The organism is Embleya sp. L77, assembly GCF_055557415.1.
In genome coordinates this window covers 314,606-340,616 of record NZ_CM145710.1, presented here as the reverse complement: position 1 = coordinate 340,616, position 26,011 = coordinate 314,606, and the positions used below count along the sequence as shown (strand labels likewise).

General features: G+C 69.3%; 18 protein-coding genes and 4 pseudogenes. 9 read left to right on the top strand and 13 right to left on the bottom strand.

Annotated features, from left to right (window positions below; translation table 11 throughout):
• Positions 1-63: 63 nt before the first annotated feature.
• Both ACZOOI_RS31410 and kynU read right to left on the bottom strand, forming a co-directional pair.
• Positions 64-1,485 (bottom strand): amino acid permease, encoded by a 1,422-nt coding sequence (locus tag ACZOOI_RS31410; protein WP_465282939.1) that lies wholly within the window; start codon positions 1,483-1,485, stop codon positions 64-66.
• On the bottom strand, positions 1,482-2,726 hold the full coding sequence (kynU, locus tag ACZOOI_RS31405; RefSeq protein ID WP_465282938.1) for a kynureninase: 1,245 nt from the start codon (positions 2,724-2,726) through the stop codon (positions 1,482-1,484). Before kynU ends, ACZOOI_RS31410 begins: the two co-directional genes overlap by 4 nt.
• A gap of 576 nt (positions 2,727-3,302) precedes the next feature.
• On the opposite strand from kynU, the pseudogene ACZOOI_RS31400 reads away from it, so the two are divergent.
• Both ACZOOI_RS31400 and ACZOOI_RS31395 read left to right on the top strand, forming a co-directional pair.
• Positions 3,303-3,681, top strand: a pseudogene (locus ACZOOI_RS31400) (transposase); the annotation flags it as partial.
• 259 nt (positions 3,682-3,940) lie between these two features.
• Positions 3,941-4,099, top strand: a pseudogene (locus ACZOOI_RS31395) (IS5 family transposase); the annotation flags it as partial.
• 51 nt (positions 4,100-4,150) lie between these two features.
• Here the strand turns inward: ACZOOI_RS31395 and ACZOOI_RS31390 are convergent.
• Positions 4,151-5,215, bottom strand: a pseudogene (locus ACZOOI_RS31390) (transposase); the annotation flags it as partial.
• A gap of 161 nt (positions 5,216-5,376) precedes the next feature.
• Between ACZOOI_RS31390 and ACZOOI_RS31385 the strand changes: the two are divergent.
• Together ACZOOI_RS31385 and ACZOOI_RS31380 are read left to right on the top strand one after the other, a co-directional pair.
• On the top strand, positions 5,377-5,868 hold the full coding sequence (locus tag ACZOOI_RS31385; protein WP_465282937.1) for a hypothetical protein: 492 nt from the start codon (positions 5,377-5,379) through the stop codon (positions 5,866-5,868).
• 1,252 nt (positions 5,869-7,120) lie between these two features.
• Complete coding sequence (locus ACZOOI_RS31380; RefSeq protein ID WP_465282936.1) at positions 7,121-8,044, top strand: immunity 49 family protein; 924 nt, start codon at positions 7,121-7,123, stop codon at positions 8,042-8,044.
• A gap of 392 nt (positions 8,045-8,436) precedes the next feature.
• On the opposite strand, the gene ACZOOI_RS31375 is transcribed toward ACZOOI_RS31380, so the two are convergent.
• Positions 8,437-8,745, bottom strand: a complete 309-nt coding sequence (locus ACZOOI_RS31375) for a hypothetical protein (RefSeq protein WP_465282935.1) — start codon at positions 8,743-8,745, stop codon at positions 8,437-8,439.
• A gap of 700 nt (positions 8,746-9,445) precedes the next feature.
• Between ACZOOI_RS31375 and ACZOOI_RS31370 the strand changes: the two genes are divergently transcribed.
• The gene (locus ACZOOI_RS31370) at positions 9,446-10,402 is read left to right on the top strand and encodes a LysR family transcriptional regulator (protein ID WP_465282934.1); all 957 of its coding nucleotides are present in this window, start codon (positions 9,446-9,448) and stop codon (positions 10,400-10,402) included.
• Positions 10,403-10,549: 147 nt separating this feature from the next.
• Here the strand turns inward: ACZOOI_RS31370 and ACZOOI_RS31365 are convergent, their stop codons facing one another.
• From ACZOOI_RS31365 to ACZOOI_RS31355, 3 genes are all read right to left on the bottom strand, one after another.
• Positions 10,550-11,314, bottom strand: coding sequence for an SDR family NAD(P)-dependent oxidoreductase (locus ACZOOI_RS31365; protein ID WP_465282933.1), 765 nt, complete (start codon positions 11,312-11,314; stop codon positions 10,550-10,552).
• A 160-nt stretch (positions 11,315-11,474) separates the two neighbouring features.
• Positions 11,475-12,407 carry a zinc-binding dehydrogenase gene (locus ACZOOI_RS31360; protein WP_465282932.1) on the bottom strand — a complete coding sequence of 311 codons (933 nt, stop codon included), beginning with the start codon at positions 12,405-12,407 and terminating at the stop codon, positions 11,475-11,477.
• 47 nt (positions 12,408-12,454) lie between these two features.
• Positions 12,455-13,537: an alkene reductase gene (locus tag ACZOOI_RS31355; protein ID WP_465282931.1), complete on the bottom strand. Its 1,083-nt coding sequence runs from the start codon at positions 13,535-13,537 to the stop codon at positions 12,455-12,457.
• A gap of 1,356 nt (positions 13,538-14,893) precedes the next feature.
• On the opposite strand from ACZOOI_RS31355, the gene ACZOOI_RS31350 reads away from it, so the two are divergent.
• Both ACZOOI_RS31350 and ACZOOI_RS31345 read left to right on the top strand, forming a co-directional pair.
• A complete protein-coding gene (locus ACZOOI_RS31350) occupies positions 14,894-16,465 on the top strand; it encodes an ABC transporter substrate-binding protein (protein ID WP_465282930.1) in 1,572 nt (523 codons plus the stop codon).
• 739 nt (positions 16,466-17,204) lie between these two features.
• Positions 17,205-17,792: a hypothetical protein gene (locus ACZOOI_RS31345; protein ID WP_465284191.1), complete on the top strand. Its 588-nt coding sequence runs from the start codon at positions 17,205-17,207 to the stop codon at positions 17,790-17,792.
• 181 nt (positions 17,793-17,973) lie between these two features.
• Here the strand turns inward: ACZOOI_RS31345 and ACZOOI_RS31340 are convergent, their stop codons facing one another.
• Positions 17,974-18,663, bottom strand: coding sequence for a TetR/AcrR family transcriptional regulator (locus tag ACZOOI_RS31340; RefSeq protein ID WP_465282929.1), 690 nt, complete (start codon positions 18,661-18,663; stop codon positions 17,974-17,976).
• Between the two features lie 147 nt (positions 18,664-18,810).
• On the opposite strand from ACZOOI_RS31340, the gene ACZOOI_RS31335 reads away from it, so the two are divergent.
• Together ACZOOI_RS31335 and ACZOOI_RS31330 are read left to right on the top strand one after the other, a co-directional pair.
• On the top strand, positions 18,811-19,221 hold the full coding sequence (locus tag ACZOOI_RS31335) for a DUF6069 family protein (protein ID WP_465282928.1): 411 nt from the start codon (positions 18,811-18,813) through the stop codon (positions 19,219-19,221).
• A gap of 305 nt (positions 19,222-19,526) precedes the next feature.
• Positions 19,527-20,099: a dihydrofolate reductase family protein gene (locus tag ACZOOI_RS31330; RefSeq protein ID WP_465282927.1), complete on the top strand. Its 573-nt coding sequence runs from the start codon at positions 19,527-19,529 to the stop codon at positions 20,097-20,099.
• Positions 20,100-20,446: 347 nt separating this feature from the next.
• Here ACZOOI_RS31330 and ACZOOI_RS31325 read toward each other — a convergent pair.
• The 5 genes and pseudogenes from ACZOOI_RS31325 to ACZOOI_RS31305 form a co-directional block, all read right to left on the bottom strand.
• Positions 20,447-20,564 (bottom strand): annotated as a pseudogene (locus ACZOOI_RS31325) (IS5/IS1182 family transposase); the annotation flags it as partial.
• 513 nt (positions 20,565-21,077) lie between these two features.
• Positions 21,078-22,691: a beta-N-acetylhexosaminidase gene (locus ACZOOI_RS31320; RefSeq protein ID WP_465282926.1), complete on the bottom strand. Its 1,614-nt coding sequence runs from the start codon at positions 22,689-22,691 to the stop codon at positions 21,078-21,080.
• Positions 22,692-22,698: 7 nt separating this feature from the next.
• Complete coding sequence (locus tag ACZOOI_RS31315) at positions 22,699-23,565, bottom strand: carbohydrate ABC transporter permease (protein WP_465282925.1); 867 nt, start codon at positions 23,563-23,565, stop codon at positions 22,699-22,701.
• Complete coding sequence (locus tag ACZOOI_RS31310; protein ID WP_465282924.1) at positions 23,562-24,524, bottom strand: carbohydrate ABC transporter permease; 963 nt, start codon at positions 24,522-24,524, stop codon at positions 23,562-23,564. The genes ACZOOI_RS31315 and ACZOOI_RS31310 overlap by 4 nt, the downstream gene beginning before the upstream one ends.
• Before the next feature lie 78 nt (positions 24,525-24,602).
• On the bottom strand, positions 24,603-25,928 hold the full coding sequence (locus ACZOOI_RS31305; RefSeq protein ID WP_465282923.1) for a sugar ABC transporter substrate-binding protein: 1,326 nt from the start codon (positions 25,926-25,928) through the stop codon (positions 24,603-24,605).
• Positions 25,929-26,011: the final 83 nt, after the last annotated feature.

Below are 26,011 nucleotides of genomic sequence, written 5' to 3'. Positions count from 1 at the left end.
GCCACGGCAGCACGGCGCGGGGGCTCGCCCCCGCGCCGTGCTGCCGTGGCCGGATGATGTTCTTCAGGAGGCGTCGGGGTCGGTGGTGGAATCGAGCCCCGGCCGCGAACGCGGCAGCAGACGGTGGGCAACGGCCAGCACGATGAGCACGGGGATTCCGACATAGCAGGCCAAGCGCATGTCGGACACGTACAGGCCCGTTGCGTAGACCGACAAGAGCGCCGCGATGCCCAGCAGCGGAATGACCTTGCCACCCGGCAGACGCATGGCGGACGGTGGCCTGTTCGGGTCCGTGCGGAAGGCCAGCAAAGTGCACAGGATGATGATCCAGACGGCGATCACCCCGAATGTACCGAGGGCCAGCAGAAGGGAGAAAACACGGTTGCCGCGTGATGCGGCCAGCGCGGTGACGGCCAGGACCGCCACCGCGGAGAGCAGGATCGCCCCGCGCGGCACTCCGCGGCCGGTTGTCACCCCCAGGGCACGCGGGGCGTAACCGTCGTTGCCAAGGGAGTGCAGCATCCGGCCACTGGCATAGAGGTTCGCGTTGGCGGCGGACAAGGCGGTGACCAGGACGACGAAGTTGGTGACCGCGGCAGCGGCGGGCACGCCCGCGGCATCGAACATCACCACGAAGGGGCTGTTCTCGCTGGAGTGGCTTCCGGCCAGGTCGGGCCAGGGAGTCACGGCGAGCATCACGGCGATGGCGCCCAGGTAGAACAGCGTCAGCCGGATGATCAATGAACGCAGGGCGCTGCGCAGCGCCGGCCCCGGCTCCCTGGCTTCCGGGGCGGAGATCGCGACGAGCTCGATGCCCGCGAAACTGAACACCACGATGGACATCGCCAGCCAGATCGCCATGGTGCCCTGGGGAAGGAATCCACCGTGCGCGGTCCAGTTGCCGATTCCCGTGGCAGGCCGGTGAGGAAGCCCGAAAACCATGAGCACTCCACCGATCAGGACGAAGGCCGTCACCGCACAAGCCTTGATCATGCTCAGGACCGACTCGGCTGCGCCGAACCCGCCCACCCCCACCACGTTCACGCCGGTTACCGCGGCGGCGAACACCGTGACCACCAGCCACAGGGGGATTTGCGGCCACCAAACGCGGACGTACATGCTCGCCGCCACCATTTCGCCGCCGATTCCCACGATCAGCGCCAGCCAGTAGATCCACCGCACCGCGAAGCCGGCCAGTGACCCCAAATACCTTGCTGCGATCGTTCCGAAGGATCCCGGTACCGGCAGCGCACTGACCATTTCCCCCAAGGCGAAGGCAACGGTCACCGCGATGAGGGCGCCGATCGCATAGCTGATCAGTACGCCCGGGCCCGCGAGCGCAATGGCCCCGCCCGCTCCGAGGAACAGGCCCGTGCCCAGAGCCGATCCCAGCCCCAGCAGTGCCATCTGCCGTCTTCCGAGGCCTCGGTGCAGTCCATGGGCAACCGGGGCTTCCTTGCCCTCTGCCAAGGTCTGCGTACTCACGACAGCACCTCCGTGACGAGCTCACGGACACGGTCCAGGGCGGTCCACAGTTCGGTGAAGCTCGTCGACAGCGGGGACAGGCCGATGCGGATGCCGTCGGGAGCACGAAAGTCGACGATCACACCGTTGTCGATCAGGATGTCGGCGAGCTTCCTTGCCTGCGGGTGCGACAGGGTGACGTGTGCGCCGCGCCGTGCGTCGTTGCGAGGGGAGGCGAGAGTGAAGCCCAAAGGCGCCAGCCAGGCGTCGCTCAGCGCGATGGCCAGCCGGGTCAGCTCGACGGATTTGCTGCGAACCCGCTCGATGTCCGCCTCGGCGAGCAGCTCGATCCCGGCCGCGACACCCGCGAGTCCGGTGACGGCGGGAGTGCCCGACAACATGGCGCGGATGCCTGCGGCGGCCCGGTATTCAGGCGCCATGGCGTAGAGGTCGGCCGAACTCATCCAGCCCGGTACAGGCTGGACGAGCCTGGACTGATGCTCGGAGCGCACGTAGATGAAGGCGGGCGCGCCAGGGCCGGCGCCGAGGAACTTGTAGGTACAGCCGACGGCGAAGTCGCTGCCGCCGGCATCCAGTTGCACGGGTACGGAGCCCACCGTATGGCACAGATCCCACACCACCAGGGCGTCCACCGCATGCACGGCCTCGTTGATCGCCGGCATGTCGGCGATATACGCGGACCGGTACGAGACGTGGGAGAGAGTCACGGCGGCAGTGCGGTCGCTGACGGCGTCCGCGACCTGCTGCGCGGTGACACCGGAGGCGGGGTCCGATTCGATCCACCGCACCGTCAGGCCCCGGTCACGAGCGACGGACTCGACGATGTAGCGGTCGGTGGGAAAGTTGTCCGTGTCGGTGACGATCTCCTCCCGGCCCGGCCGCAGACTCAGAGCCGCACGCAGCGTCTTGTACAGACAGACGGACGTGGAGTCGGCGAGGATCACTTGGCCGGGACTCGCACCGAGCGCAGCCGCCCCAAGACGATCACCGAGGCGTTCGGGCAGTTCCAGCCAACCCTCCTGCCAGCCACGAATCATCCGAGACGACCACTGCGAGGCCACCAGGTCCTGGATGATCTCCAGCGTGCGGTGCAGCGGACGACCGAGAGAGTTGCCGTCGAGATAGGCAATTACGGTGGGGTCCTCGATGGGCAGGAATCGCTCCCGGAACGGCGCCAGGGGGTCGCGGTGGTCCAACAACCTGACGTCATCCAGGGACGGCAGATCGACAGCGGCAGCCACAGATGGATCCTTTCTCTGCGATCCCCCGCGCTGCTGCGGCGGCGCCCTGTGAGGGCGTTGTCCAGGCGTCAGGCAGCACGGTGAGATCCTTGGGCAGGGCGGCGACGATGCGAGATCCGGCAACCCGTGCGGTCGCCGACAGGTGCCCTGATCACAACGAATTCGCGTAGTTCCGCAAGCTGAGCCTAGGCAGCGCTCCTGGCCGCGGCACACGGCTGAGCGCACACCCCTGTCGTCCGAGCGCACGGGGCAACCCGCAGAGCGCCGGACGGCCCTCTCGGATCCGCCTGCCGAGGCGGTTTCCCGTTTCGCCGCCGGGAGCCGGTCACGGCTCGAGACGCGAGAACGCGGAGCCGCCGGCGTCGAGAGGGTGCGGGCGCTGCGCACAAGGCGGACCTGGAGGAGGACCGGGCGCGCGAGCAGGAACTGCGGGACCATCCGGACCTCGCCGTCCCGGACGCGGACCCGGACCGCATCCGGCACCTGCCGACTCGGTCCTCGGACCACCCCATCCGATGACGAAACCTTGCGCGACACGGCCACCGCGTCACGACCGACAGGATCGCCCGAGAGGCAACCGTCGGCCTCCTGCTCGCCGCGTGGGTCACCGCGGCAAGCCTCTCCGACAACGCCGGCGGCATCCACCTGCTCTCGGCGATCGCCGCCGCCCCACCCCCGCCAAGGTCTGGGCCGACGCCGGTTACCGCGCAAAGGCAATCGAGCACGGCGCAACTCCGGGCATCGACGTCCAGGTCGTCCAACGCGACCCCACCGCCAAGGGATGCAAGGTCCTCCCCAAACGTTGGATCGTCGAGCGAACCTTCGGATGGCTCATGCACCACCGCCGCCTCGCCCGCGACTACACCCGCACCGCTCCGAAGCCGTGATCCACCTCGCCATGATCGACCTCATGAGCGGACGCCACATCCGCGAAAGCACTCCGAACTGGCGCGACTTCTGTAGTCGGAACCAAACACGACAGGACAAAACGCTCATTGAAAGAGCGTTTTATCCTTGGATGAGTGTGATACGGCATTCACGGTGTTGGATTGATCCGCATGGTTGGGACCGCGGGTGCCTCCTGTGACATATGCGGCTCAAGACGCTTCGAGTCAGCCGCATTCGCTACCTTCGCTACTGTCTGATCGGCGACGCCCCCGTTCGCCCCCGTTCACGCCTTGGGCGGGCGGGCCGCCGAGCGCTACCAACAAAACATGACCGGACATCGTCCCTATCCGAGTGATCCGTCCGACGCCCGTTGGGAGTTGCTCGAACCCACCCTGTCGGCCTGGCGGGCCGAACGCCGTGGCAACGGATTGGATTTCGGACGTCCTCCCGAACACGAGCTGCGTCGGATCATGGAAGCGATCCTGTAAGTGGATCGCACCGGGATCCCCTGGCGCCACCTCCCGCACGACTTCCCACCACGTGTGCTCGATGTCGAACCTTCGCAGGAACGCCGGCCAGCAGCGGTCGACGTCGGCAGGTGTGGCATCGGTCTTGGACCACCACAGCCAGACGGGCTTCGGGTCGCCGCCTTTGGGCAGGTGGTCGACCTGGAGGCGGATGACCGTGCCGGAGATCATGGGGAGTTCGTCGGTGTGTCCGACCCACGCACGTCGGCGGGTCAGCCGAGGGTGGAGCCGGTTCCATGCGGTCGCCCGGGCGGTGCCGTAGTGGGTGGTTTCGGTGATTGTGGCGGCCGGCGGCTTGCCCCAGGTGTCCGGCTTGCCGAACACGAACTCGTCGCCGTGCTTGGGTGGACGGCCGCCCTGGGGAGGGCGCGCGTACGTCGGTGTCGGGCGCCGCAAGACCCGGTCCGAGCGCATCCGTCCGAGCACCTCGACCGGCAGGTCCGCCAGCAAGTGGGCGATCCTGGGGATGTCGTAACCGGCGTCCAGGACAACCATGACGTCCAAGTCGCCCGGCTTCCACTGCCTGGCCGCGACCAACCGCTCGACGACCGCGCGGACCTGGACTGTGGTCGCCGCGGCGACGTCCTCGCCCGGTCCGAGACGCGCCGCGTCCAGCACCACGGTCCACGAGCTGCGGCCAGGCTCAAGGGCAGCGACGATCGAGTACGGCCAGCCCGGGACCATTTGGTGCTTGCCCTCGCCGCGGCCATAGGTATGGCAGAACGACCGGCCGGGGCTCGTGTCCGCGTCCGGCCGCAGCCACGGCGACACGTCGACAGCCAGCACTAGACGCCCGTCCGCAGCCCGAGGCAGCGGCAGCCGCGCCAGCGCATCACGCAGCAGGCGCGTGTCGATCCGGCCCTGGTTGACTGCGTCGTAGAGAGCGCCATGGCCGCGGCGGTGCTCTGGAACAACCGAAAGGCCGACCAGCGACCGCACCGGGTTGTGCGCGCACAGGAGCGCGTCGATCAGTTCGAACAACGCATCGCCCCGGTGCGTGAGGCAGTCCCGCAACTCAGCACGCAGTCTGGAGAGTTCGGTCAGACGCGATGCACGCGCTGGATTGTCCGCCACAGCCTCAGGATCGTCCGCACATGTTCGTGTGTCCTTCGATGACCGGAATCCTGCCGACCCGAGCGCATCGGCCAGGTTCGCGCACGGGCCAGTTCCACTTGCGCGCACGTCCTGCAGGAATCTGGTGGCTGGGTCGGCATCGCCGGTGTCAGGATCCGCCCATGGAGAAGCCGGAACCGCGGTCACCAGCGGAGCGCAGGCGCGGCTATAGATGTGTCCTTGAGGCTCGGAGCCCGGACACAACCCCGGAGCGGCTGCGGGAGCTCGCCGGCGATCAGATCGGCGTCGTGCGGCTTTGGGTCGCCAGGAATCCGCGCACGCCGCCGGACGCCCTGACCGCAGTGCTGACTGGCGATGTCCACGACTTCTCGATGGTCTGGACCGTCCTGTCGAATCCGAACGTCCCGAACTCGGCGCTCCGGTGGCTCGCGGAGTGGGAAGCGAACAGAGCCGCCGCCGGCATCGTCGGCCTGGGAACCTTCAGATGGAGACAGGTGATCGTCCACCATCCGAACACCTCAACGACACTGGCTGCGGAGCTCATCGCCAACGGGGCCTGTGCGTGCCCAGGGGCTTGTGGGCGGGGCTACGTCGAGAAGCCGGACGACACTGGCTCGGACTCGGGCAAGGCCGCGGAACTACCGCAAGGTTAAAAGACAAGCTGAGTGGGCGTATCCGCCGCCGCCGGCGCGCCGCACCGTGTCCGGGCTCCATTGGAGCATCCCGAACGGCAACGCGGCTCCCGGGAAGGTCAGACCGGCGCCGGCGTTGAATCCGAACTCGGGGCGGGGGGCCTTGGGTGCCGGGATGGGTGTTGACGTACCCCGCCGGGTCCGACAGGTCCCGCTGGGCGGAGGTGGCACCCGTAGTGTCGATGGCGCTGTCGGTGGCGGCCGAGGCCGGGGAGCCGGGCAGCGCGACGGACGCCGCTCCGGCTCCCAGCAGGCCGAGCACGGCACGTCGTGAAGGTTGCGGTCGTTCCATCGTCAATCGAACCCCATTCCGATGTCCGTGACGGGCGATGGCCCGTCCGTGACGGCTCATGGAAGCCCGCGATCTGTTTCCCGGACGTTTCCGAGCGCCGCCCAGCAGCCGCCCGCCCCGATCACCTCTTGCCCCATGCTCCCGGTGACTGCGATCCGTGGACTGGAACTGCCACCGTCCGGCAGGCCGGTTCGGAAAGGCGCTACCGAGCGGGACCCCGCCGGCCGGCGGCACCGGTGGCCTCGATCCGAGTTCCGTGGCGCGATGCGTGGCTCCGCTCGGCACGCGTCGTGCGGCGATATCGCGAAGTCACTCGATCGCGGCGCTGCCGCGATCGGCGTACCGGGATTCCGGCATCGCACGGATTCACGACCGTGCCCGGGCCCTCATGGTGGCCTGGGCGGTTCCAAGGTCTCGGTCTGCGGTCCGACAGGCGAGGCACCGCCCCGAACAGCCGGGTGTGCAAAGCGAAGCACTGCGGGGGCGGCCGAGGCGATCGACGGAACCCGGCGTTCCCTGAAGAGGAACCGGCCAGCCGCGCGCGGATCTCGTTGTCGCTCGCACCCGGCGCGAAACGGCCGACGTTCTCCACCACGGGCCTCGCTGCTCGACCTCCTCGCCGATGAGACCGCCACACCCGTCTTCCGGGATCGCCCCCCGCCTACCGCGTCAAGTTGGCCCGCGCCGCAGGGGACGAACCGATCGGCGACTTCCTCCACGTCCTGGCCGCCCTCCTCCGCGAGACACGGGCAATCCCCCCGAGTTGGGTCCTCCGATGGATGCGGTGGTCAGCGCGCTCGGAGCGAGTGCGTCACCGACCTGCGCCGTTGTCCATGGATGACGGCTGTCCGGCCGGCGCAATACGAGGTTGGGGAGGCGGGTGGGACTGCGCTGTCGATGGGTACTGCCAGGATGGCGAACATGACGATCAAGGAAGTGACGTGTCACGCAGTCGCAGAATGGCGGATCGAGCAGGCCCTTGCGGACATGTGGCGTCGGGCCTTCGGCCGGTGGCACGACATGCGCTACGGCGACATGCCGCTGCGGCGAGGGCTCAGGGAACTCGGCGAGGAACTGGCCGATCACGTTGCCGCGCGTACCGTGGCCGATCCCGCCCTGAGTACGCCCGACTCGCGCGCCGCACTGATCACAGCCGCGGAGTGCGCCATGGGCGTGCTGAGCCTCGCATGCTTCCCCGACGGTGACTTTTCGGTACCCCTCCCACTCGTGACGAAGACGCTCGGCAGCGAGGAGCTCCACTACGAGGAGAGCTGGGAGCCGATCGACCCGGTGACCTCGGCGCGGACGTGGACGGACGCGTTCGTGTGGTCCGTGATCAGCGGACTGATATGGGAGCGGAGCCGGGTGGTCGGCCCTCTGCTGCGCGAGGACTATGCGCCCGCCATCCGTGACGGCGTTCCGTACTCGAAGCGGGAGTCGGTGTCCGATCCGGCCGACCTCGCGGAGATGAACGCGTTGTGCGGCTACCTGACCGTCGTCCGGGGGCCCTATCCCGGCGCGCTCCCCGGCCCGGTGCCGCTGGGCAAGCCGGACGCCGCCGAGCGGGCGCGTACGGCCGAGCAGCTCGATACGGCCGGGACGCTGACGCCGGACCAGCGGCTGTTGCGCGTCCTGCTCGACGACGACCAGCCCGCGTTCGAGCAGGCCCTACGGGAACGACTCGAGGCCCATCGCGAGAGCGTCGGCGCCGACCCGGCCGCCCGGAGCCTGCTGCCGGTGGGGGCCGTCACGCCGGCCATCCTCGCCTGTCTCGCGCACGGCTGGCAGCTGGACACCCGGTCCGCCTATCTTCCCGAAGCGCTGATGAGTGCCCCGCAACAGTAAGTGCCAGGCACCGAAGCGCGTTTCGCATTCGTCCGGGTCGGCGGCGATCTGCGCGGGGTATCCATCGGCCGGCCCGGGGTCGGGAGTCGAGGCCTACGACGCTCTCGGTACGCCGGAGTCGAGGAGGTTGGCCACTTGTTCGGCCGGCGGCGCGATTCTCCCGCAGCGCCCGCCGTTCGTCGGAACCCCTCATGAACGTGAAGTGGCCGTAGGAGTCGATATCCGAGCCGGCGACGCGGACGGTGAATCGGTGCGTGATGACAGCGCCTCCGGCCCACACGGCGTGCCCTCGGACGAGGTCGGTCCCCGGCCCGTCCGGGCTCCATGTCGTGCTCGGACGCACGAACACCGGGGACACCGGTTCCTCCCGGCCGTGTACGAGTTCGGTTCCGTCAGATGTCACGGTGCGGCGGCGGTGGGGTGGCCTCGTTCCCGGCGCTGTGGAACGACCATCCGCAAGGCACGTGCACGACGGTGCCGTCGGCCGCGGTGCGCGGGACGGTCCAGAACCGCCGGTTGCCGATGCCTGGGCGGCCGCGGCCCTCCCAACTTCGCTGGAGCCCGGCAGCGGCGGCGATGAACGTGTCGGCGGCGGGGCCCGACCCGTGGATGGCACTCGCCTGGACGACGACGGCGCTGCGGGTGGCTTCGTCGAACAGGCCGATGCCGCCGGTGCCGCCCAGCCCTTGACGCGCACGCACGTGGTGCGCGGGTCGCGGCCGGCGAGGTAGGCGGTCGGATCGCACGGCTGCGCATCGGCGAACGATGTCGAGCCTGGGCGCACGGCGCCGTGGTCGATGGCCTCCAGCGGAACGTTCAGGCCGCCGTGGGTGGTGCGCCATCGTCGGGCGGCGAGGTAGTCGCGGCGCCAGTCCCGAGCTCGGGAGTGATGACCCGCAGATTGATGAACTTGCCGGACACCACGAGGAATTCGCCCGGCGAGTCGGTGATGACGCCGTCCGGTCATCGGCGTCCCGACCATGCCGGAGTACTGGGGCGGGCAAGCCGTCGGCGCGACGCGCCATCATCCTCGCCCGGCCCGGGCGCGACCGGGCCGGCCGCCGGACGGGGGCCGATCACGAGCGCCCGAAGGCAGCCCGGTGTGCTCCGCGAAATCTTCGTGGAGCGCGGTCCACGCGTCCACGACGGCTCCGCCGGTGTCGCAACCTCCTCCGAGATGACGATCACGATGTTCAGGGTTTCGGCTGATCGTCTCGCCGCGCCTGAGCGGTCGTTGAAAGCTCGATCGAACGAATCCGGGACCGGTCGGGCGGGTCGAGCGCTCCGGAACGTCGCTGTCTTTCGGTCGTGGTGGACGACGGCCACTGTTCAGCCGTGGTGAACGATGAGGCAGAATCCTTCGCGTCGGTTGTGTGATCGGGAGGTCAGGGGCGGGGCGGGATGATGGAACGTGCCGAGATGGAGATATTCCTGACGCTGGCGGAGGAATTGCACTTCGGTCGCACCGCCGCCCGTCTGCACGTGTCGCCTGCGCTGGTTACGCAGACGATCCAGAAGACGGAGCGGCGACTCGGCGTCACGCTGTTTGCGCGTACCAGCAGGCGTGTCGCGCTGACCGAGATCGGTCAGGGGCTGCGCGACGAACTGCAGCCGTTGTACGAGGCCATCAAAGTGGCGCTCGCCCGGGTCGAGAAGAACGGGCGCGGCATCACCGGCACGCTCACCGTCGGCTTCATGGGCCATCAGGGCGGACGCTGGGTGGGCGCTGCCCGTGAGGTGTTCGAGCTGCGGAACCCCAACTGCGCCGTACGCATCGTCGAGACGCACTTGCACCACCATGTCTCGCAGTTGCGTGACGGCACGGCGGATGTGCTGGTGATCGCGCTGCCCGTCGACGAGCCGGACCTGACTGTCGGCGCGGTGGTCACGCGCGGCAGTAGATACATGGCCGTGGCCGCGAACCACCGACTCGCGCGGAGCCCCGCGGTGTCGTTCGAAGACCTCGCAGGTGAGACTTTCGTCGCCGTAGACAAGTCGGTCCCCGCCTATTGGGTCGATTTCCACTTTCCCAGGCGGACGCCCGGCGGGCAGGCGATCGGCAGGCTCGGCGACCCGTGCGCGACATACGCCGAGGCGTTGACGCTGGTTGCGACCGGCCGGGCGATCGTGCCCGGCGACGCGCAACTGCCGCTGCTGTACCAGCGACCGGACATCCGCTTCATCCCGGTCCCCGACATGCCACCGGTCGAGCAGGGCCTGGTGTGGCGAACCCACGACGGCGATGACAAGCGCGTACGCGCCTTCGGCGATGTCATGTTGGAGATCGCCCCCGCGCTCTCCCCGCCCGGCACGACCCCCACTCCCGCCGGCACGAAGGCCATGGCGACGCCCGCCTGAGAACTGCTCCGGGCAACGGACGATGTCGGTCTCGGTGTCGATGGCCTGCGAGCAGGTCACCTCGGGAGCCCGCGTCGTACGGCTTGCGGCACTGCGCCTCGGTGTCGTTCACGATGCCTTTCGGCTGGGCCGGCTCGTCCGACGCGATCACAGGACCTTGAGAAGCCCCCCGTCGACGACATAGTCGCTGCCGGTGACGTAGGCGCCGGCCGGGGAGCCGAGGAAGACGATCACGTTCGCGACCTCCTGCGGGGTTCCCCACCGCCCCAGGGTGACTGCGATCCGGTCGGGCAGGTCGGCCATGACCTGTTGGAAGTCGGTACCGCGGGTCCGGCTGACGCGGGGGCCGTACTCGTCCCACAACGGGGTGCGGATCAGAGCGGGCGAGACGGTGTTCACCCGGATCCCGCGCGGGCCCAGCTCGTCGGCGAGGCCCTTGCCGAAGGCGGTCAGTGCGGCCTTGGACGTTCCGTACCAATGCGGCCCGGACGCCGGCCAGTGCGCCACGCTGGTGGAGATGTTGACCACGGACTCGCGCAGCAGCGGCACCAGCGCACGGGTGATGCGCATGGTTGCGAAGAAGTTCAGTTCGAACGCCCGTTGCCACGTCGCGTCGTCCAGATCGGGCAGCGGACCCAGGTTCAGCCCCGCCAGGCCGCCGATGCCGTTGACCAGCAGGTCGACACGACCCAATTCGCTTTCGGCGACCCGCCGCAACTCCTCGACGCCCTCGGCGGTGAGCAGGTCCGCCTCGACGGTCGTGGCCCCGGTGGCCTTCAGCTCGGCCGAGACCGTACGGTCCGCGCCCAGCACCTTGGCCCCCTCGGCGATCAGCGTACGCACGACCGCGCTCCCGATGCCGCCGGCGGCGGCGGTCACTACGGCCGTTTTGCCCTCGAGGTGCAGATCCATCATTTCTCCCTGTGTTTCGTGGAGTCGTGTTTTGCCGAATTACTTGTTCGGAGTCGTGTTCCGTAGTGCCTTGTTCCGCGAAGGGGCGGAGGCGCTGTTGCCGGCAGCCGTGTTCGGCACAAGCGGCCCGACCGGACGCGCTTCGCGAAGCCGCGCCCGCCTACGTGCTCGGACGGGTGATGTCCAGCACCGCCTTCCCCGCGACGCGGCGGGACAGCAGCGCGTCGGCCGCGAGGGCGGCCTGCTCCCACGGGCCCCGCCAGCCGATTCGGGGAGTCAGTCGCCCGGCGTGCAACAGCAGGAGCAGGTACCCGAGGTCGTCGGCAAAGGGCGTGGCGACATTGAAGTTCTCCAGTCGTCCCCGCGCCGAATTCGTCCCCGCCACCTCGAAGTCGATGGTGGTCGACTCCCGCGAAGCCCTGCCGATCGCCTGGACGACACCATCGGGTTCGAGTCGGTAGAACGCCTCTGCCAGCTGGGCGCCGCCCACGTTGTCGAGGACGCCGTACACGGTGGCCGACATCTCCCCGGGCCCCAGAACGACCTCGGCGGCGCCGAGGTCGCGCAGCCCCTCCGCACGTTGCGGGTTACCAACGGACGCGATGACATGCGCGCCGGCCAACGCCGCAAGCTGCACGGCGAACCGGCCGACGCCGCCGGACGCGCCCGTGACCAGCACGCGGCGACCGAGGACGGAGCCCAGTCGACGCAGGGCTTGAAGCGCCGTCACCCCCGCCACGGGCAGCGTGCTCGCCACACCGAAATCGATGCCGTCGGGCACGACGGCGAGATTGTCCGTGTCGACCGCCCGCAGCTCGGCCCACGCACCATCCCAGCCGAAGGTGACGACCCGGGTGCCCGGCGCCGGTCCGGAACCGTCCGCCGCGGCGCGGGCAACGGTCCCGGCCGCATCCCATCCGGCCACCCGTTCACCACCATTTGCCGAACAGTAGGCGACTTCACCGAAGTTGAGTGAAATCGCTTCCACCGCGACCAGCGCCTGAGTGGCTCGCGGCCGCGGATCGGGAGCCTCCCCCAGGTGGAAACCCTGCGGGCCGTTGAGCAGTACTCGCATCATTGTTCCTCTGTTCATCGTCGGTACGGCGACGGCCTCGGACCGCGTACGTGCGGTCGCGGCGGTCACTCGTTCGCATCGAGGGTCGGGTAGTCGATGTACCCGCGGTGATCACCGCCGTAGAAGGTGTCCTTGTCGGCCGCGTTGTATGGGCCGCCCGCTCGGACCCGAGTGGGCAGGTCGGGGTTCGCGAGCCACATCTCGGCGAGTGCGACGGCGTCGGCGACGCCGTCGCGCAGGGCCTCGGCGCCGATCTCCGGTGTACCGGGGAAGGAGTCGGCGGTCGGGTGCGCGCACAGGATCAGTACGCCGGGCCACTCGGCGCGGATCAGCTTCGTGACGTCACGGGTGAGGATCTCGAAAACGTGCAGGTACGCGAGCGGCATCGGCGCGAGCGCGCGTACCAGTGCGAGGTACACCTCGGCGGTGTCGCTCTCACTGATTCCGTTGAAGGTGATGCCGGGCGAGAGCCGGACCCCGACCCGCTCCGGACCGATCGCGTCGGCGACCGCCGTGACCACCTCGACGATGAGGCGGATGCGGTTCTCGATGGCGCCGCCGTACGCGTCGGTCCGCGTGTTCGCGCCGTCGGCGAGGAACTGGTGGAGCAAGAACCCGTTGGCGGCATGCAGTTCGACCCCGTCGAAGTCCGCCGCCATCGCGTTGCGCGCGGCCGTGACGAACTCCGAGATCGCCTCGCGAATGTCGTCGAGGGTCATCTCGCGCGGCGTCGGATGGTCGAGCATCCCGTCGGCGGTGAAGATCTGCTCGCCGGAGGCGATCGGGGACGGTCCGACCGGGTGCGCGCCGTCCGAGTACAGGCTCGGGTGGCCGATTCGCCCGCAGTGCACGAGTTGGGCGAACATCCGTCCCTCCGCCGCGTGCACGGCGTCGGTCACCGCGCGCCACGCCGCGACCTGTTCGTCGGTGTGCAGGCCCGGGGTGAGGACGTAGCCCTGCCCCAGCTCGCTGATCTGTGTCGCCTCACTGATGATCAGTCCCGCCGACGCGCGCTGCGTGTAGTACTCGGCGGCCCACTGCGACGGCACCCCCCGCCGATCCGCGCGGCTACGGGTCATCGGCGCCATCACCAGGCGATTCGGCAGCTGCAACTTGCCCACGGTCAACGGTTCGAAATATCCGGTCACGACGACTCTCCCGCGTGAGGAAGCCCCCGCCACGGACGAGGCGGAGGCACCCCTCAACGTTCGCGTGACGGCGCCGCCGGAACAATGCCCGATCCCGCAAGGATTCCGCCGCGGGACTGAACGATCGAGTGCCTTGGGACGGCGGCGCCCGCGAGCGGGGCTGCCATTCCGGGGTGCTCCATGTCTTTCGTCAAGGCTGATCGGTCCGTCGACACACCGAGCCCGGGCAAACCTTGCCGCCTTGCACGACCTTCCGGCTCGACCGAGGTGTGTCGGGCTTCCGCGTCGATTCGGGAAGCCGTCTGCCATCGGCCGGTCGTTGCAGCACGGCCGTCATCGAGGCCGGGGTGGTCGGGGATCCGGGCGCGGCCGCTCGGTGCGGTGGAGTTGGGGTGCTTGCGACGCGCGGCTTCGACGTCGGGATGCGGCGTCGACGGGTTCATGGCTCGACCGTGCCAGGGGTGGTCGTCAGTGGGCGGCCCGGCCTGCCCCGTTACCGTCTTCATGGCCCCGCAACGGGGCTCCCGGCCTTCGTGCCCGGCATGACTTGTGCCCCTTGTCGATCATGATCGAAAAAGTGGTGTCACCGTGCACGGAAGCATTGGCAGACCGCTGATTAGGGGCACGAGCGCCGATCCCGAACGGGGTGAGGCAGTCTCTTCGTGACGTGGATACCGGCACGCTGATGCCGCAGGCACGGCCGGGGAGAAGTTCGAGCACGGGAGCACGGACGTGAACTCCTACGGTTTCAGCACCGTTTCCAGGGAGGGCACCCCACGCGCCGTCGCCCCAAGCGGATCCCCGGGACCGGGCCCGGTTCGCGAGCCGGCTCGGACCACCAACTCCTTGACGGTTCAGGGAGGTTGGTGAGGTCGCGGGCGGGTCGGTCGGCCCGCGACGTGTGTGCCGGCCTGACGAGCGGGCACGCACGCCACCCGATGTCGGGCATTGGAGGCGTGCACAGGTTCGGTAGCGGTTCTTCGTCCGGGACGACGAGACGGGGGTTTCCGGCCCTGCCTAGCGTGATCGACCACTGGCGTATCCGCCGCCCTTCGAGGAGGTGCCCCGTCCATGGCACGATCCACCCCGCCCCGGGTCGCAACATCGGATTCCGGCGAGCCGGATCGACCGAGCCCGATCTCGTCCGAGCCGACGTCCGGATACCTCGAGACCCGGCCTGCCGCATCGGTCGACAAGGCAGACAAACCCGGTGCGAGCATCGTGATCCGGGCGTGTGATCGCGCTGACGCCGCCGCCGTGGGCGTGTTCGACACGACACGTGCGTTGCGCCGGATTCGGGGGACCGGGAGCGAGGCCGTCGCGCCCGAAGGGCCGTACCGAGCACGCAACGGGGGAGTGAGACGCCATTCGCGCCTCGTCGTCACGGCTGCGGCGATCGGCTCGCTCCTGCTCGCCGGCTGCGCCGACACCAGCGGTAGTGGTGCCACGGGGGACGGCGACACCGTCACCATCGCGCTGGGCTCCGACCCGGCCAACGTGAACCCGTTGACCGCGACGGCCAACAACGCGCTGATGATGAACAGATTCGCCTACGACACGCTCGTGCACTCCGGCCCCGACGGCCGCATCGTCCCCGGCCTCGCGCAGTCGTGGACAGCCGGCTCCGACTTCGCGAGCTTCACCCTCAAGCCGGGCGTGCGTTGCGACGACGGCACCACACTCACCGCGTCCGCCGTCGCGGCGCAGTACGCCTACATCGGCAACGTCGACAACCAGTCGCCGCAACTGGGCCAAGGGGTGCCGTTCGACGTCGTGGCCACCGCCGACGACGCGACCAACACCCTGAGCCTGAAGGCCGCGAAGCCCGTACCCTTCATGCTGCGGATGGTGGCCTACCTGCCGATCGTCTGCCCCGGAGCGCTCGAGTCGCCGCAGAAACTGGCCACTTCCTCGAACGGGACCGGACCGTACCGCCTCACCGAATACGTCGCGGGCGATCACTACACCTACACCAAACGACCCGGATACACGTGGGGCCCGGACGGCGCCAACGTGGATCGCGCGCCCCGGCAAGTGGTCTTCAAGATCATTCCCAACGAATCGACCGCGGCCAACCTGCTCATGGGCGGGCAGGTCGACATCGCCCGGATCAACGGCGCCGAACGCGCGCGCCTGGCCGCCGCCGGCATCAAAACCGAGACCACGCGCGAGGTGTTCGGCGAACTGCTGTTCAATGAACTGCCGGGCCGGGTCACCGCCGACCGCCAGGTGCGTTGGGCCCTGACCGCCGCACTCGACCTTCGGCAACTGGGCGCGGTGGCCACCGGTGGCAAGGGGAAGGCACCCAAGACCCTGGGCATGGCGGCTCCCGAGACCTGCCCGGGCGATCCCGTGACCGCCAACACCCCACCGCACGACCCGTCCGCGGCTGCGGCCGCGCTCACCGCCGCGGGATGGAAGAAGTCGGACGGGCACTGGGACAGGAACGGCAAACGGCTTTCGGTCACGATGCCCTACCCCACCACGCTCGGGAACCAGGTCTCGGCCGCCGTCGAACTCGCGGCCAAGCAGTGGAACACCTTCGGGGTCAAGGTCAATCGGGTGCCGATGTCCTCGGCGACGATGGGCCAGATCCTCGGCGCCGGCGAGTGGGACATCGCGTGGTCGCCCATCTCGGTCGCCCTGCCCGACCAGAACGTCACCTTCTTCTCCGGCCCCAGGCCACCGGAGGGCCTCAACTACGGCGGCACCGACAACCCGGAGTACCGACGACTGGTGGAGCGCGCGAGCGCCAAGTCGGACATCGACGGCTGCGCCGAATGGACCGCCGCCGAAGCGGAGTTGATCAAACGGGTGGACGTGGTGATGGTCGTGGACGCGCTCACGTCCTTCTACACGAGGGGTTACAGCTTCACTCTCGACGCGGTGGGCATCCCCCCGCACACGCTGCGCCGCAACGGCGGCTGATGACGACGCGAGTCGCTGGATGCGCCTGGTCCGCCTCATCCTGACCGCCGCAACGCCCGGCCGCGGCCGCACCCCCGCCGCGCGCCTGCGTGCTGCGGAGAACGCGGCCCTGGACCTCCTGCTCGCCGCCCCCCGGCCCCCACCGCAGCGATCACCGCCACCGCCACCGCCGATGCCATCGCCCGCCGTTCGCACGACCCCAACCCACCAGTAGTCGGCGTTCCCCAGGCCACAGGACCGTTGGACCACCGCGCTGACGGCGACGACCGTCAGCGGCCGGCGGGAACCCACGGACGGCCAGGTGGGATCGTGATCTTGAGTGACGACTGCCGCTCGGTCGGAGGGCGGTGATGCCCACGGTCGCGGTGCTCATGTACCGGCGACTTGGTTCTCCGGCAACCCGTCTGGTGCCCGGGTGGTCTTGCGGAGGTGCCAGGCCGCGCAGCAGCGGGTTGGGCAATTCTTGGACGTTCCGTGTCGGTTGGCGGGGCCACTCGTTACGGTCACGGTCCCTGGTGTGCCGACCTGGGCCATACGATCACGAAAGGCTGTACGCGCCGCCATGTCCCACCGTCTGAGCGATCTCCCCCGGCCGAGTGCGGCGCGTACTTCCCGCCAGTGGACGAGGTGCCGCCCGCGGTGCCCGCGAAGGTGCTGCGCGACTAGCTCGTCGCCGCGGCGGAGTGGGTCGCCCGCTACCTGAGCGATCTGCCCGACGGCGCTGTGACCCGTCCGATTCCTGCGCGGCAGCGGGCCCGGCCATCATCGTGATCACCGGCGACGGCGCCCACGCCACCCCGCCAAGGCTCCCTTCGACCGGATCCACGTGACCGCCGGAGTCCGCCGCATCCCCGCGGCCTGGCTCGAACGGGCCGCCCCCGGCGCGATTCTCGAGATCGACATCGTCGCCGCCGACCGCGCACCCGTCGCCGAACACGTCACCGCCGTCGGCTCCATCAAATGGCTCGAGGGCGCGGCATTCGACCACCGCGACCTGGCCGCACTGACCGTCCACCGCGACCGTCTCCCCGGAGCCGGCCCCGACACCCCCCTGATCGCCGCCAGCCGCTCCGGCACCACCACCCAAGGCATCGACTACGCCTACGAACCCCAAGACCTGCTCACAGCCTGGGAACAGCGAGGACGCCGACGCGCCCGGCCGGCGCGCGGTTCGGTCCCGGCACACGGCCCGAGGCAGACGACAGCCAAGGCTTCGCAAGCCGAGGTGACAAGGCCGCCGCCGGAGCCGGTCCTCCTCCGAAACCCGCCTCCAGGCGTGGAGCGGCCGGTAGGACGTTCGCCGCGATGCGGTCGACATCGGCCATGAACCACGCGCGGAAGACGGGGTCGGTATCGACCTGCCGTCCGCTCTGACGGGCTGGGCTGGGGCGCGTGGTGAAGGCGGTCGGGGACTCCACGCGCATGATGTCTGCTCGTCCATGGGTTTGTCCGTCGACCTTGAGCCCCCCACCGCCGATTCAACGAGCCGACGTTCCCCAAGCCACGCGTCAGGCGGCGCCCGGGGGTCGTTCGATTCCGTGTTCGATCATGTCGAGGAGGTCGTCGGTGGAGGTGCGGGTCTGGGCGGGGGTGAGTCCGCGCAGGGGGCCGTCGACGAGGAGGACGGCGAGTCCGTGGACGGCGGACCAGGCGAGGAACTCGGCGCCGGGGCGGCGGTCTTCCGCCAGGAGGCCGGCGTCGAGGAGGTCGTCGAGCGCGTCGCCGAGGATTTGGAAGGGGGTTCGTCCGGCGGGTCCGGCGGCGGTTTCGTCCTCGGCTTGTGTCATGTCGGCGTGGGTGGTGAACGCGGCGCGGAACAGGCCGGGTTCGGTCCGGGCGAACGTGAGGTAGCCGTGGCCGACGGCCCGGAAGCGGGCACGGGCCGCGGTGACCGGGTCGTCTTCGGCCGGGGCGGCGGTGGCGGTGGCGATCTCGGTCTCCATGGTCACCGCGAGTCGGGCCATGGCGGCCTGGGAGACGGCGGCCAGGAGGGCGCCCCGGTCGGCGAAGTGGCGGTAGGCGGCGTTGGGCACCACGCCGACGCGCCGGGTCGCCTCCCGTAGGACGACCGCGTCCGGTCCGCTCTCACGGGCCAGTTCCAGGCCGGCGTCGATCAGGGCCTGGTGCAGGTTGCCGTGTCGGTAGGTGCCTCGGGTGCGGGTGGTGCCGGTCTTGGGTGCGGGCGGTGTCGAGGCCATGCCTCCTCCTCATGTGGACAGTGTCCACTTCGATGTGCCAGGATCCGTTCATCGAGAACCGGGGTGACCGGGATTCGATCGCCCCGCTCATGTGGACGTTGTCCACAATAGCTGATGGCCCCGAAGTCGAACGGCAGGAGTCCCGTCATGACCGCAGTCCTCGCCCGCCCCCTCCACACGTCCGCCCGACGCACGCGCGCCGTCTGCGTCGGCCTCGCGGTCCTGGCGAACACCGTCCTGTTCACGGTCGCGGCCGCCCTGGGGACCGATTTCGAGATCACCGACCCCGGCAAGACCGAGGCCCACGGGTTCGTCGCCCCGGAGATCGCCGTGTTCACCCTGGTCGTGGGACTGCTCGCCTGGGGCACACTGGCCGTCCTGGAACGCTTCACCTGTTCCGCCAGGACGATCTGGGCCGTACTTGCCGGCGCCGTCCTCCTGCTGTCCTTCGTGCCGATCGGCCTGGAAGAGGCCACCACCGACACCAGGATCATGCTGGGAGTCCTCCACCTGGCCGCGGGCGCCGCCCTGTTCCCCATGCTGCGCACAACGCGCTGACCCCGTGCCCTTGCCCGTCCCTGTCGACGCCGTCGTGATGCCTGGCCGTGACGGGTTGTCGGTGGGGAACGGCGGCGGACCGGACACACGGAGACAGATCCGGGTGCGAAGCCCGCGCCGCCCCTGGTCGACGTGCGTCGCAGCGTTACCGCCCCGCCCGCAGCCGGGGTGCCCGAAGTGGCTGGGCGGGGGCCGATGAATTTCCCCGGGACGCCCAGTCCAAGATCATGACCGATGCGCCGCGGCACGAGGGCGCCCCGACCGAACCCGCCGAGAATCGGCAACGAGACACCGAGGAACCCGAAATGCGTACATTGATCAGCACCGCCTTCATCTCGCTCGACGGCGTCGTGGAGGCGCCGGGTGGCGAGCCCGGCTACCGCAACTCCGGATGGACCTTCAAGGACATCGACTTCCTTCCCGAGGCGTTCGAGATCAAGGGCCGTGAGCAGCGGGAGGCCGCGGCGATGATGATGGGCCGGGTCAGCTACGAGGCGTTCAGCGCGGTGTGGCCGGACATGGAGGACTTCGCCGACTACAAGGTGATGCCGAAGTACGTCGTCTCCACCACCCTGTCCGAGGGCGACCTGGTGTCGAACTGGGGCGAGACCACGATCCTGCGCTCGCTCGAGGACGTCGCCGCGCTCAAGGAGACCGACGGCGGACCGATCATCGTGCACGGCAGCGCCGCACTGAACCATGCCCTGTCGGACGCCGGCCTGATCGACCGCTACCACCTGCTCGTGTTCCCGCTCCTGCTCGGCGCGGGCAAGCGCCTGTTCAGCACCACGGACAAGGACACCCAGAAGCTGAAGCTGGTCGAACACCAGGCGTACGCCAACGGCCTGCAGAAGAACGTCTTCGACGTCATCCGCTGACCGACGCCTCCGCGGTGCACGAGCCCGTCCCGACCGCCCCTGCGCGAGGACGGCCGGCGACGTGAACGCCGCCGATCCGGCGACGGGGCGCGAGTGGGAGCGGCTCGGATGTCGGCGTGTGCCGTGCGACCGGCCTCGGGGGGCAGGAGACGCGCGAGGGGTGGTGTCCGACTCGGAGAATCGAGTGGGACACCACCCCTCGCGCGTCGCGGTATCGCCGGGGATTGTGCTTTTACCAGCGGTACCAGCGGTACCAGCGGTACCAGCGGTACCAGCGACCGCGGCCGCCTCCGGCACCGGCCGAGCGGAAGACGAAGCCCAGGGCCCACACGACCAGCCTCGGGCGCCGCGCCCGCCGCCGCCGCACGTTCCACGTCGCCCGGTTCGTCCCCGTCCGCAGCCCTTTTTCCGTGCCCCGGAAGCGTGTTGGTGGGCGCGGACGATCGTGGAGTCCACCGACACCGACTCGACGAGATCCCCGATCGATACTCTCCCGACGGCGCGGGGCGGTTGGCGACGTCGTCGGCGTCGGCGCCCTCGACCGTCGCCGTCGCGGAGCGCGTCGCGCGCGAGCACGCGGAGCACCACCGACCCGGTTCCTTTCGACGACCAGGCCGCGCAGCCACGCCGGCACCAGCTTTCGCTCGGCCACCCCCAACTGCCTCGCGGGTGCTGGGTCGACTCCGCCGAGACCCCACGCGAGTTGGCTCGCGCGGGAGCGCGGGCGGATTTCGAGCAGGTGCGGGCGACACGGGCTCAGGTTCGGGCGGACCGGGACCGGGGCGTCGTCGCCGGTCCCGTGCCCCCTGTGGGCAGGGAAGTCGTCCCCGGGGACGCGGTCGCGGGCAGGGGCGGCGCATCCTCTGCAGAAGTGCCGCGGGTCTCGTCGCCGGGGCCGGTTGGCTCCTCGTTACACGGTTTGCTCCTGTGTTCGCCACGGGGCGGGTTTCGCGCGGGGTGCTTGGACGGGGGGCGAGCTCAGGTCTTGATGTGGGCGACCAGGCCGTCGATGAATGCCGCCCACTCGACGCGGGTCGCGGTTTTGCCCGCGACGCCGGGCCGGGACTGCCACGGCAGTGGTCCGCTGTCGCGGCGGTATTCGACGCCGATCGCGTCCAGGTGGCGCAGGTGGGTGCCGAGTCGGACGCGGAAGTCGTCGAAGTCGCCGCCCCCACCGCTCCACAGTGCCTCGGCGATTGCGCACAGCCGGGGAAAGACGTGGTAGTCGACCGCGCGCGGGGAATCCATGTGCTCGGTCCAGACGTTGGCCTGGCCGCCCAGCACGCGCGCGGCCTCGTCCGGTGTCAGGTCCTGGGGTACGGGGTCGAAGGCGTAGGCGTCGCGCAGTGTGATGGGGACGGCGAAGGGAATCGGCTCGTCGGGCGAATCGGACTGGCGGTAGTCGAGATAGACCTGGTCGTCGGGACACGCGACGACGTCCAGCCCGCGGGCGGTGGCGGTACGGGCGCCGGTCATGCCGCGCCAGGAAGCGATGATCGTGCCGGGCGGTACGGAACCCTCCAGGATCTCGTCCCAGGCGAGGACGCGCCGACCGCGAGCGTTCAGGTGGGCGGCCACGCGGTCGATGAACCACGCCTGGAGTTCCTTCTCGTTCGCGAGGCCTCGTTCGCGGATCAGTTCCTGTGTACGGGGGTCCGCACGCCACTGGTCCTTGGGGCACTCGTCGCCGCCGATGCCGACGAAGCGGCCCGGGAAGAGGTCCACGATCTCGTCCAGGACCTCGCACATGAAGGCAATCGTCTTGTCCTCGGTGTTGAGGATGTCGCGACTGACGCCCCACCGGGTGAAGACCTCGATCGGCTCGCCGGTGACGCCGAGTTCGGGGTAGGCCGCGATGGCGGCCCGGGAATGGCCGGGCATGTCGATCTCGGGCACGACGGTGATGTGCCGCTCGCCCGCGTAGGCGACGATCTCGCGGACGTCGGCCTGTGTGTAGTAGCCGCCGTGGGGCCGCCCGTCTCCCGGCGCGTCCTGCGGCGCGCCCAGTTGCGACTCGCGGCGCCAGCACCCGACGTCGGTCAGGCGCGGATGACGCAGGATCTCGACGCGCCACCCCTGGTCGTCGGTGAGGTGCAGGTGCAGTGTGTTGAAGCGGTGGAGCGCCAACAGGTCGATCAGACGCAGCAGTTCGTGCTTGGGCAGGAAGTGTCGGACCACGTCGAGCATGACGCCCCGCCACGCGAAACGCGGCGCGTCCTCGATGGTCAGGCACGGTATCGCCCAGCGCTCCCCGGTCGCCAGCGCGCGACGGCGCACGGCGGGCGGCAGGAGCTGTAGGAGGGCCTGGCAGCCGTGGGACAACCCGGCCGCGTCCCCGCCCGCCACCAGGACACCGTCGGGCCGCACGGTCAGTCGGAACGCTTCCGGCGCCAAGTCCTTCGCCAGGGTGAGCGTGATGTCGCGCCCGCCGCGGCGGGCAAGGGGCAGGGGCAACCCCGTGGCGGGCCGCAGCGCGGCCTGGAGCCGATGGGCGGTCGGGACGCAATCATCCGAGGCGACGATGGCCGTGGCCTCGTCGAACAGGAACTCGCCGTCGTGTGGGCGCGACGAAACGGGTCGGGGCACGAGCATGTGCTGATCAGCCTTTCACGGCGCCGGCGGAGGCACCCGAGACGAGCTTGCGCTGGATGAAGAGGAAGAAGACGACGACGGGCAGCGAGAACAGCACGGAACCGGCCATCTGGCCGCCGAAGTCGGTACCGGTCGTCGGGTTGGTGAAGGAGGCCAACCACACCGGCAGGGTGTACTGGTCCCGGTCCTTCATGAACGTGTACGCGATCAGATAGTCGTTCCATGCCGCGATGAACGCGAAGATGCCGGAGGCGACGATGCCGGGCGCGACCAACGGGAACAGGATCCTGGTCAGCACCTGCCACGTCGACGCGCCGTCCACGCGTGCGGCCTCTTCGACCTCGGCGGGGATCGCCACGAAGAAACCGCGCATCACCCAGATGGAGAACGGCAAAACGGTGCCGACGTAGGCCAGGATCAGCCCGACGTACGTGCCCAACAAACCCATGCGGTTGAACACCAGAAACATCGGAATGAGCAGGGCCGTCGCCGGGAGCATCTGGATGATCAGGATGGTCACCATCACGACGCGCCGCCCCCGGAAGCGGAAGCGGGACAACGCGGCGGCGGCGAAGATGCCCAGGAGAATCGCCAGGACCACGGTGCCGCCCACCACGATCAGGCTGTTCGCCAGGTTGGTGAGGAACGAGGTGTCGTTGATCGCGACGTCGAAGTTCCCCAGTGTCGGGGACTCCGGCACGAACAACGGCGTCGCCGTCATCGCCTCCGAACGCGGCTTGAACGCGGTGTTGATCATCCAGTAGATCGGGAACAGCCACAGTACGCAGAACGCGGTCGCCAGCGTGTTGGCGACCCATCCGCCCTGCCGCCGGGCGCCTATGCGACGGCGGCGGGCACGCCCTGGGGTTTTCACAGGTCCTCCCCGGAACGCAGCAGGTTGCGGACGTAGAGCGAGGTGATCGCGACGAGGATGACGGTCGTGACCACGGACAGGGCGGCGCCGTGGCCGACTTCGAAGCCGACGAACGCGGTCTTGTAGGCGAAGACGCCGAGCGTCGCGGTCGCCTCGTCCGGTCCGCCCGCCGAGACGAGCCAGATCTGGTTGAAGACGTTGAAGTCCCAGATCACCGACATCAGCGTGACCAACATGAGGGTGGGACGCAGGAACGGCAGGGTGACCGACCACCACAAGCGCCATTCCCCCGCCCCGTCCAGGCGCGCGGCCTCCGCCGGCTCGGTGGGCAGTTGGGTCAGCGCCGCGTACAGAGTGAGGGCGATGAACGGTACGGCCTGCCACACGATCAGCAGCCAGATCGAGAGGTAGGCGAGGAACGGCTCGTTGGCCCAGTCGGTGTTCGTCATGTCACCGAACAGGTGCGTTTGCGTCAGCAGCCAGTTGACGACCCCGTACCCGGGTTGAAAGAGCCACTTCCACACGAGCGAGGACGCGACCGTGGGCATGGCCCACGCGCACACCAGCACGATCGTCAAGAACGTGCGCATCGGGCCGGCCAGCCGAGTCATCAACTGGGCGACTCCCACGCCGACGACGACGCTGCCGACGACCATGGCGGCGGTGAACCACGCGGTACGCATCAGAGCCGACCAGAAGCGGCCGTCCGACAGCAGCGTCGTGTAATGGCGGGCGCCCACGGCGTTGTAGCCGCCGGTGAACAGCGAACGCTGGTTGTAGTCGGTGAAGGAGGTGTAGATCAGGAACGCGATGGGCGCGATGGTGACCGCGAGCATCACCAGCCCGGCGGGCGTGAGCAGCAACCACGCGGAGAACGCTCGGCGGTTGCGCCGTACCGGTCGAGGGGGCGGGGGAGGGTTGCTGGTTCGGCGCGCCGGTGCCGTGGCGAGGGATGTCATGTTCTTCTCTTGTCGGCTCGGAACGTGGACATGGGAAGTCCCGTGTGCCTCGGGCGAACCCGGGGCACACGGCGACCGCTACGGCGCGCCGTTGAGCGTCTTGCCGACCGTGCCGTCGAACGAACTTCCGGCGTCCTTGGGGTTTTTGGTTCCGGAGGCGACGGCGGAGAAGAGGTTGTGGATGTCCTTGTTCCCCTCGATCCGGGCCCAGTTGGCGCCCGCCGGGGTCGCCTTGGAGATCAGGGCCGCGTCGAAGAAGCCCTTCTGGGTCTCGGTGAGTTTGGGTTTCGCCGCCTCGATGCCCTCGGTGCTGTTGGGGATGAAGCCCTCGTGGCCGACGATCCACTCGTTCTGGATCTGCGGGCTCGCGGCGATCTTGGTCCATTGCAGCGCGAGTTCGGCGTTGCCGCTGCGTGCGGCTATGCCCCAGTCGGAGCCGCCCAGCATGACGGGCTGGGCCTTGCCCGTCTTGCCGGGCAGCGGGAAGGTGCCGAGCGAGTCGTCGGTGAGCTTGGGGTTGGCCTGCTTGATCCGGCCGACGAAGCCCGATGTGGCGATGATGGCCGACGCCTTGCCGTCGGCGAAGATCTGGACCTGGTCGGGGCTCAGCGGATCGACGGTGCGCGACGCGGGCGCCGAGAACCGGTTCTGGAAGCTCTTGAAGTCGGCGAGTCCCGCCTGCGCCTGGGGCGAGGAGAGGCCGCCGGTCCACTTGGCGCCGTTCTTGGTGGCGATCTCGCCGCCGGCGTCCCAGACGAACTGCATCCCCGCACTCCAGTTTTGCCCGGGGAAGTACAGGGGTGAGAAGTCGGTGGCCGGGTTCGCGGCCTTGACCTTGTCGAGCGCGTCGGTGAGTTCGTCGTACGTGGTCGGGGCCTTGGTGACGCCGGCCTGCTTCCACATGTCCTTGTTGTAGATCACCGCGCGGGCCCCGGCGAATCCGGGGACGGCGTACAGCTTGCCGTCGACGGTGGCGGGCTCGGTCAGACCGGCCAGCCAAGTCTGGCCTTGGCGAAGGTCCGCGGCATAGGAAGTCAGTTCCTTGAGACCGCCGTTGGCGGCGAAGCCGGCGACCTGCGTGTTGCCGAGATCGAGTACGTCGGGCGGGCTCGACGTGGCCAGCGCGGTGGTGATCTTGGTCCCGATGCCTTCCCAACTCTGTACCTGGACGTCGACCTTGGCGCCGGTCTGCTTGGTGAACTCGGTGTTGACGGCCTTGAGGGTGGGGTCGGAGTAGTCGCCCTCCATGACCCACACGGTGAGGGTCTTGCCCTCCGCCTTGGCCGTGGGCACGGCTTGGGGCGTACTGGGGCCGGACTGCTCGGTGCCGGAGTTCGAGCAGGCGCCGAGGGTGAGGGCGGTGGCCAGGGCGACGACGGCCGCGCCTTGTCTGGTGTGCTTCATCGGGGTTCCTAGGAATGAGACCGGCCAAGGGAGACAGGCCGGCAGGCGAGCGGGAGAAGGTGTTACATCACGGGCATTTCGTG

Bases quoted from the DNA above. Each gene is read 5' to 3' on its own strand.
- ACZOOI_RS31385 (WP_465282937.1), top strand. From the start codon at position 5,377: ATGGAGAAGCCGGAACCGCGGTCACCAGCGGAGCGCAGGCGCGGCTAT.
- ACZOOI_RS31380 (WP_465282936.1), top strand. From the start codon at position 7,121: ATGACGATCAAGGAAGTGACGTGTCACGCAGTCGCAGAATGGCGGATC.
- ACZOOI_RS31370 (WP_465282934.1), top strand. From the start codon at position 9,446: ATGATGGAACGTGCCGAGATGGAGATATTCCTGACGCTGGCGGAGGAA.
- ACZOOI_RS31365 (WP_465282933.1), bottom strand. From the start codon at position 11,314: ATGGATCTGCACCTCGAGGGCAAAACGGCCGTAGTGACCGCCGCCGCC.
- ACZOOI_RS31360 (WP_465282932.1), bottom strand. From the start codon at position 12,407: ATGAACAGAGGAACAATGATGCGAGTACTGCTCAACGGCCCGCAGGGT.
- ACZOOI_RS31340 (WP_465282929.1), bottom strand. From the start codon at position 18,663: ATGGCCTCGACACCGCCCGCACCCAAGACCGGCACCACCCGCACCCGA.
- ACZOOI_RS31335 (WP_465282928.1), top strand. From the start codon at position 18,811: ATGACCGCAGTCCTCGCCCGCCCCCTCCACACGTCCGCCCGACGCACG.
- ACZOOI_RS31330 (WP_465282927.1), top strand. From the start codon at position 19,527: ATGCGTACATTGATCAGCACCGCCTTCATCTCGCTCGACGGCGTCGTG.
- ACZOOI_RS31320 (WP_465282926.1), bottom strand. From the start codon at position 22,691: ATGCTCGTGCCCCGACCCGTTTCGTCGCGCCCACACGACGGCGAGTTC.
- ACZOOI_RS31310 (WP_465282924.1), bottom strand. From the start codon at position 24,524: ATGACATCCCTCGCCACGGCACCGGCGCGCCGAACCAGCAACCCTCCC.
- ACZOOI_RS31305 (WP_465282923.1), bottom strand. From the start codon at position 25,928: ATGAAGCACACCAGACAAGGCGCGGCCGTCGTCGCCCTGGCCACCGCC.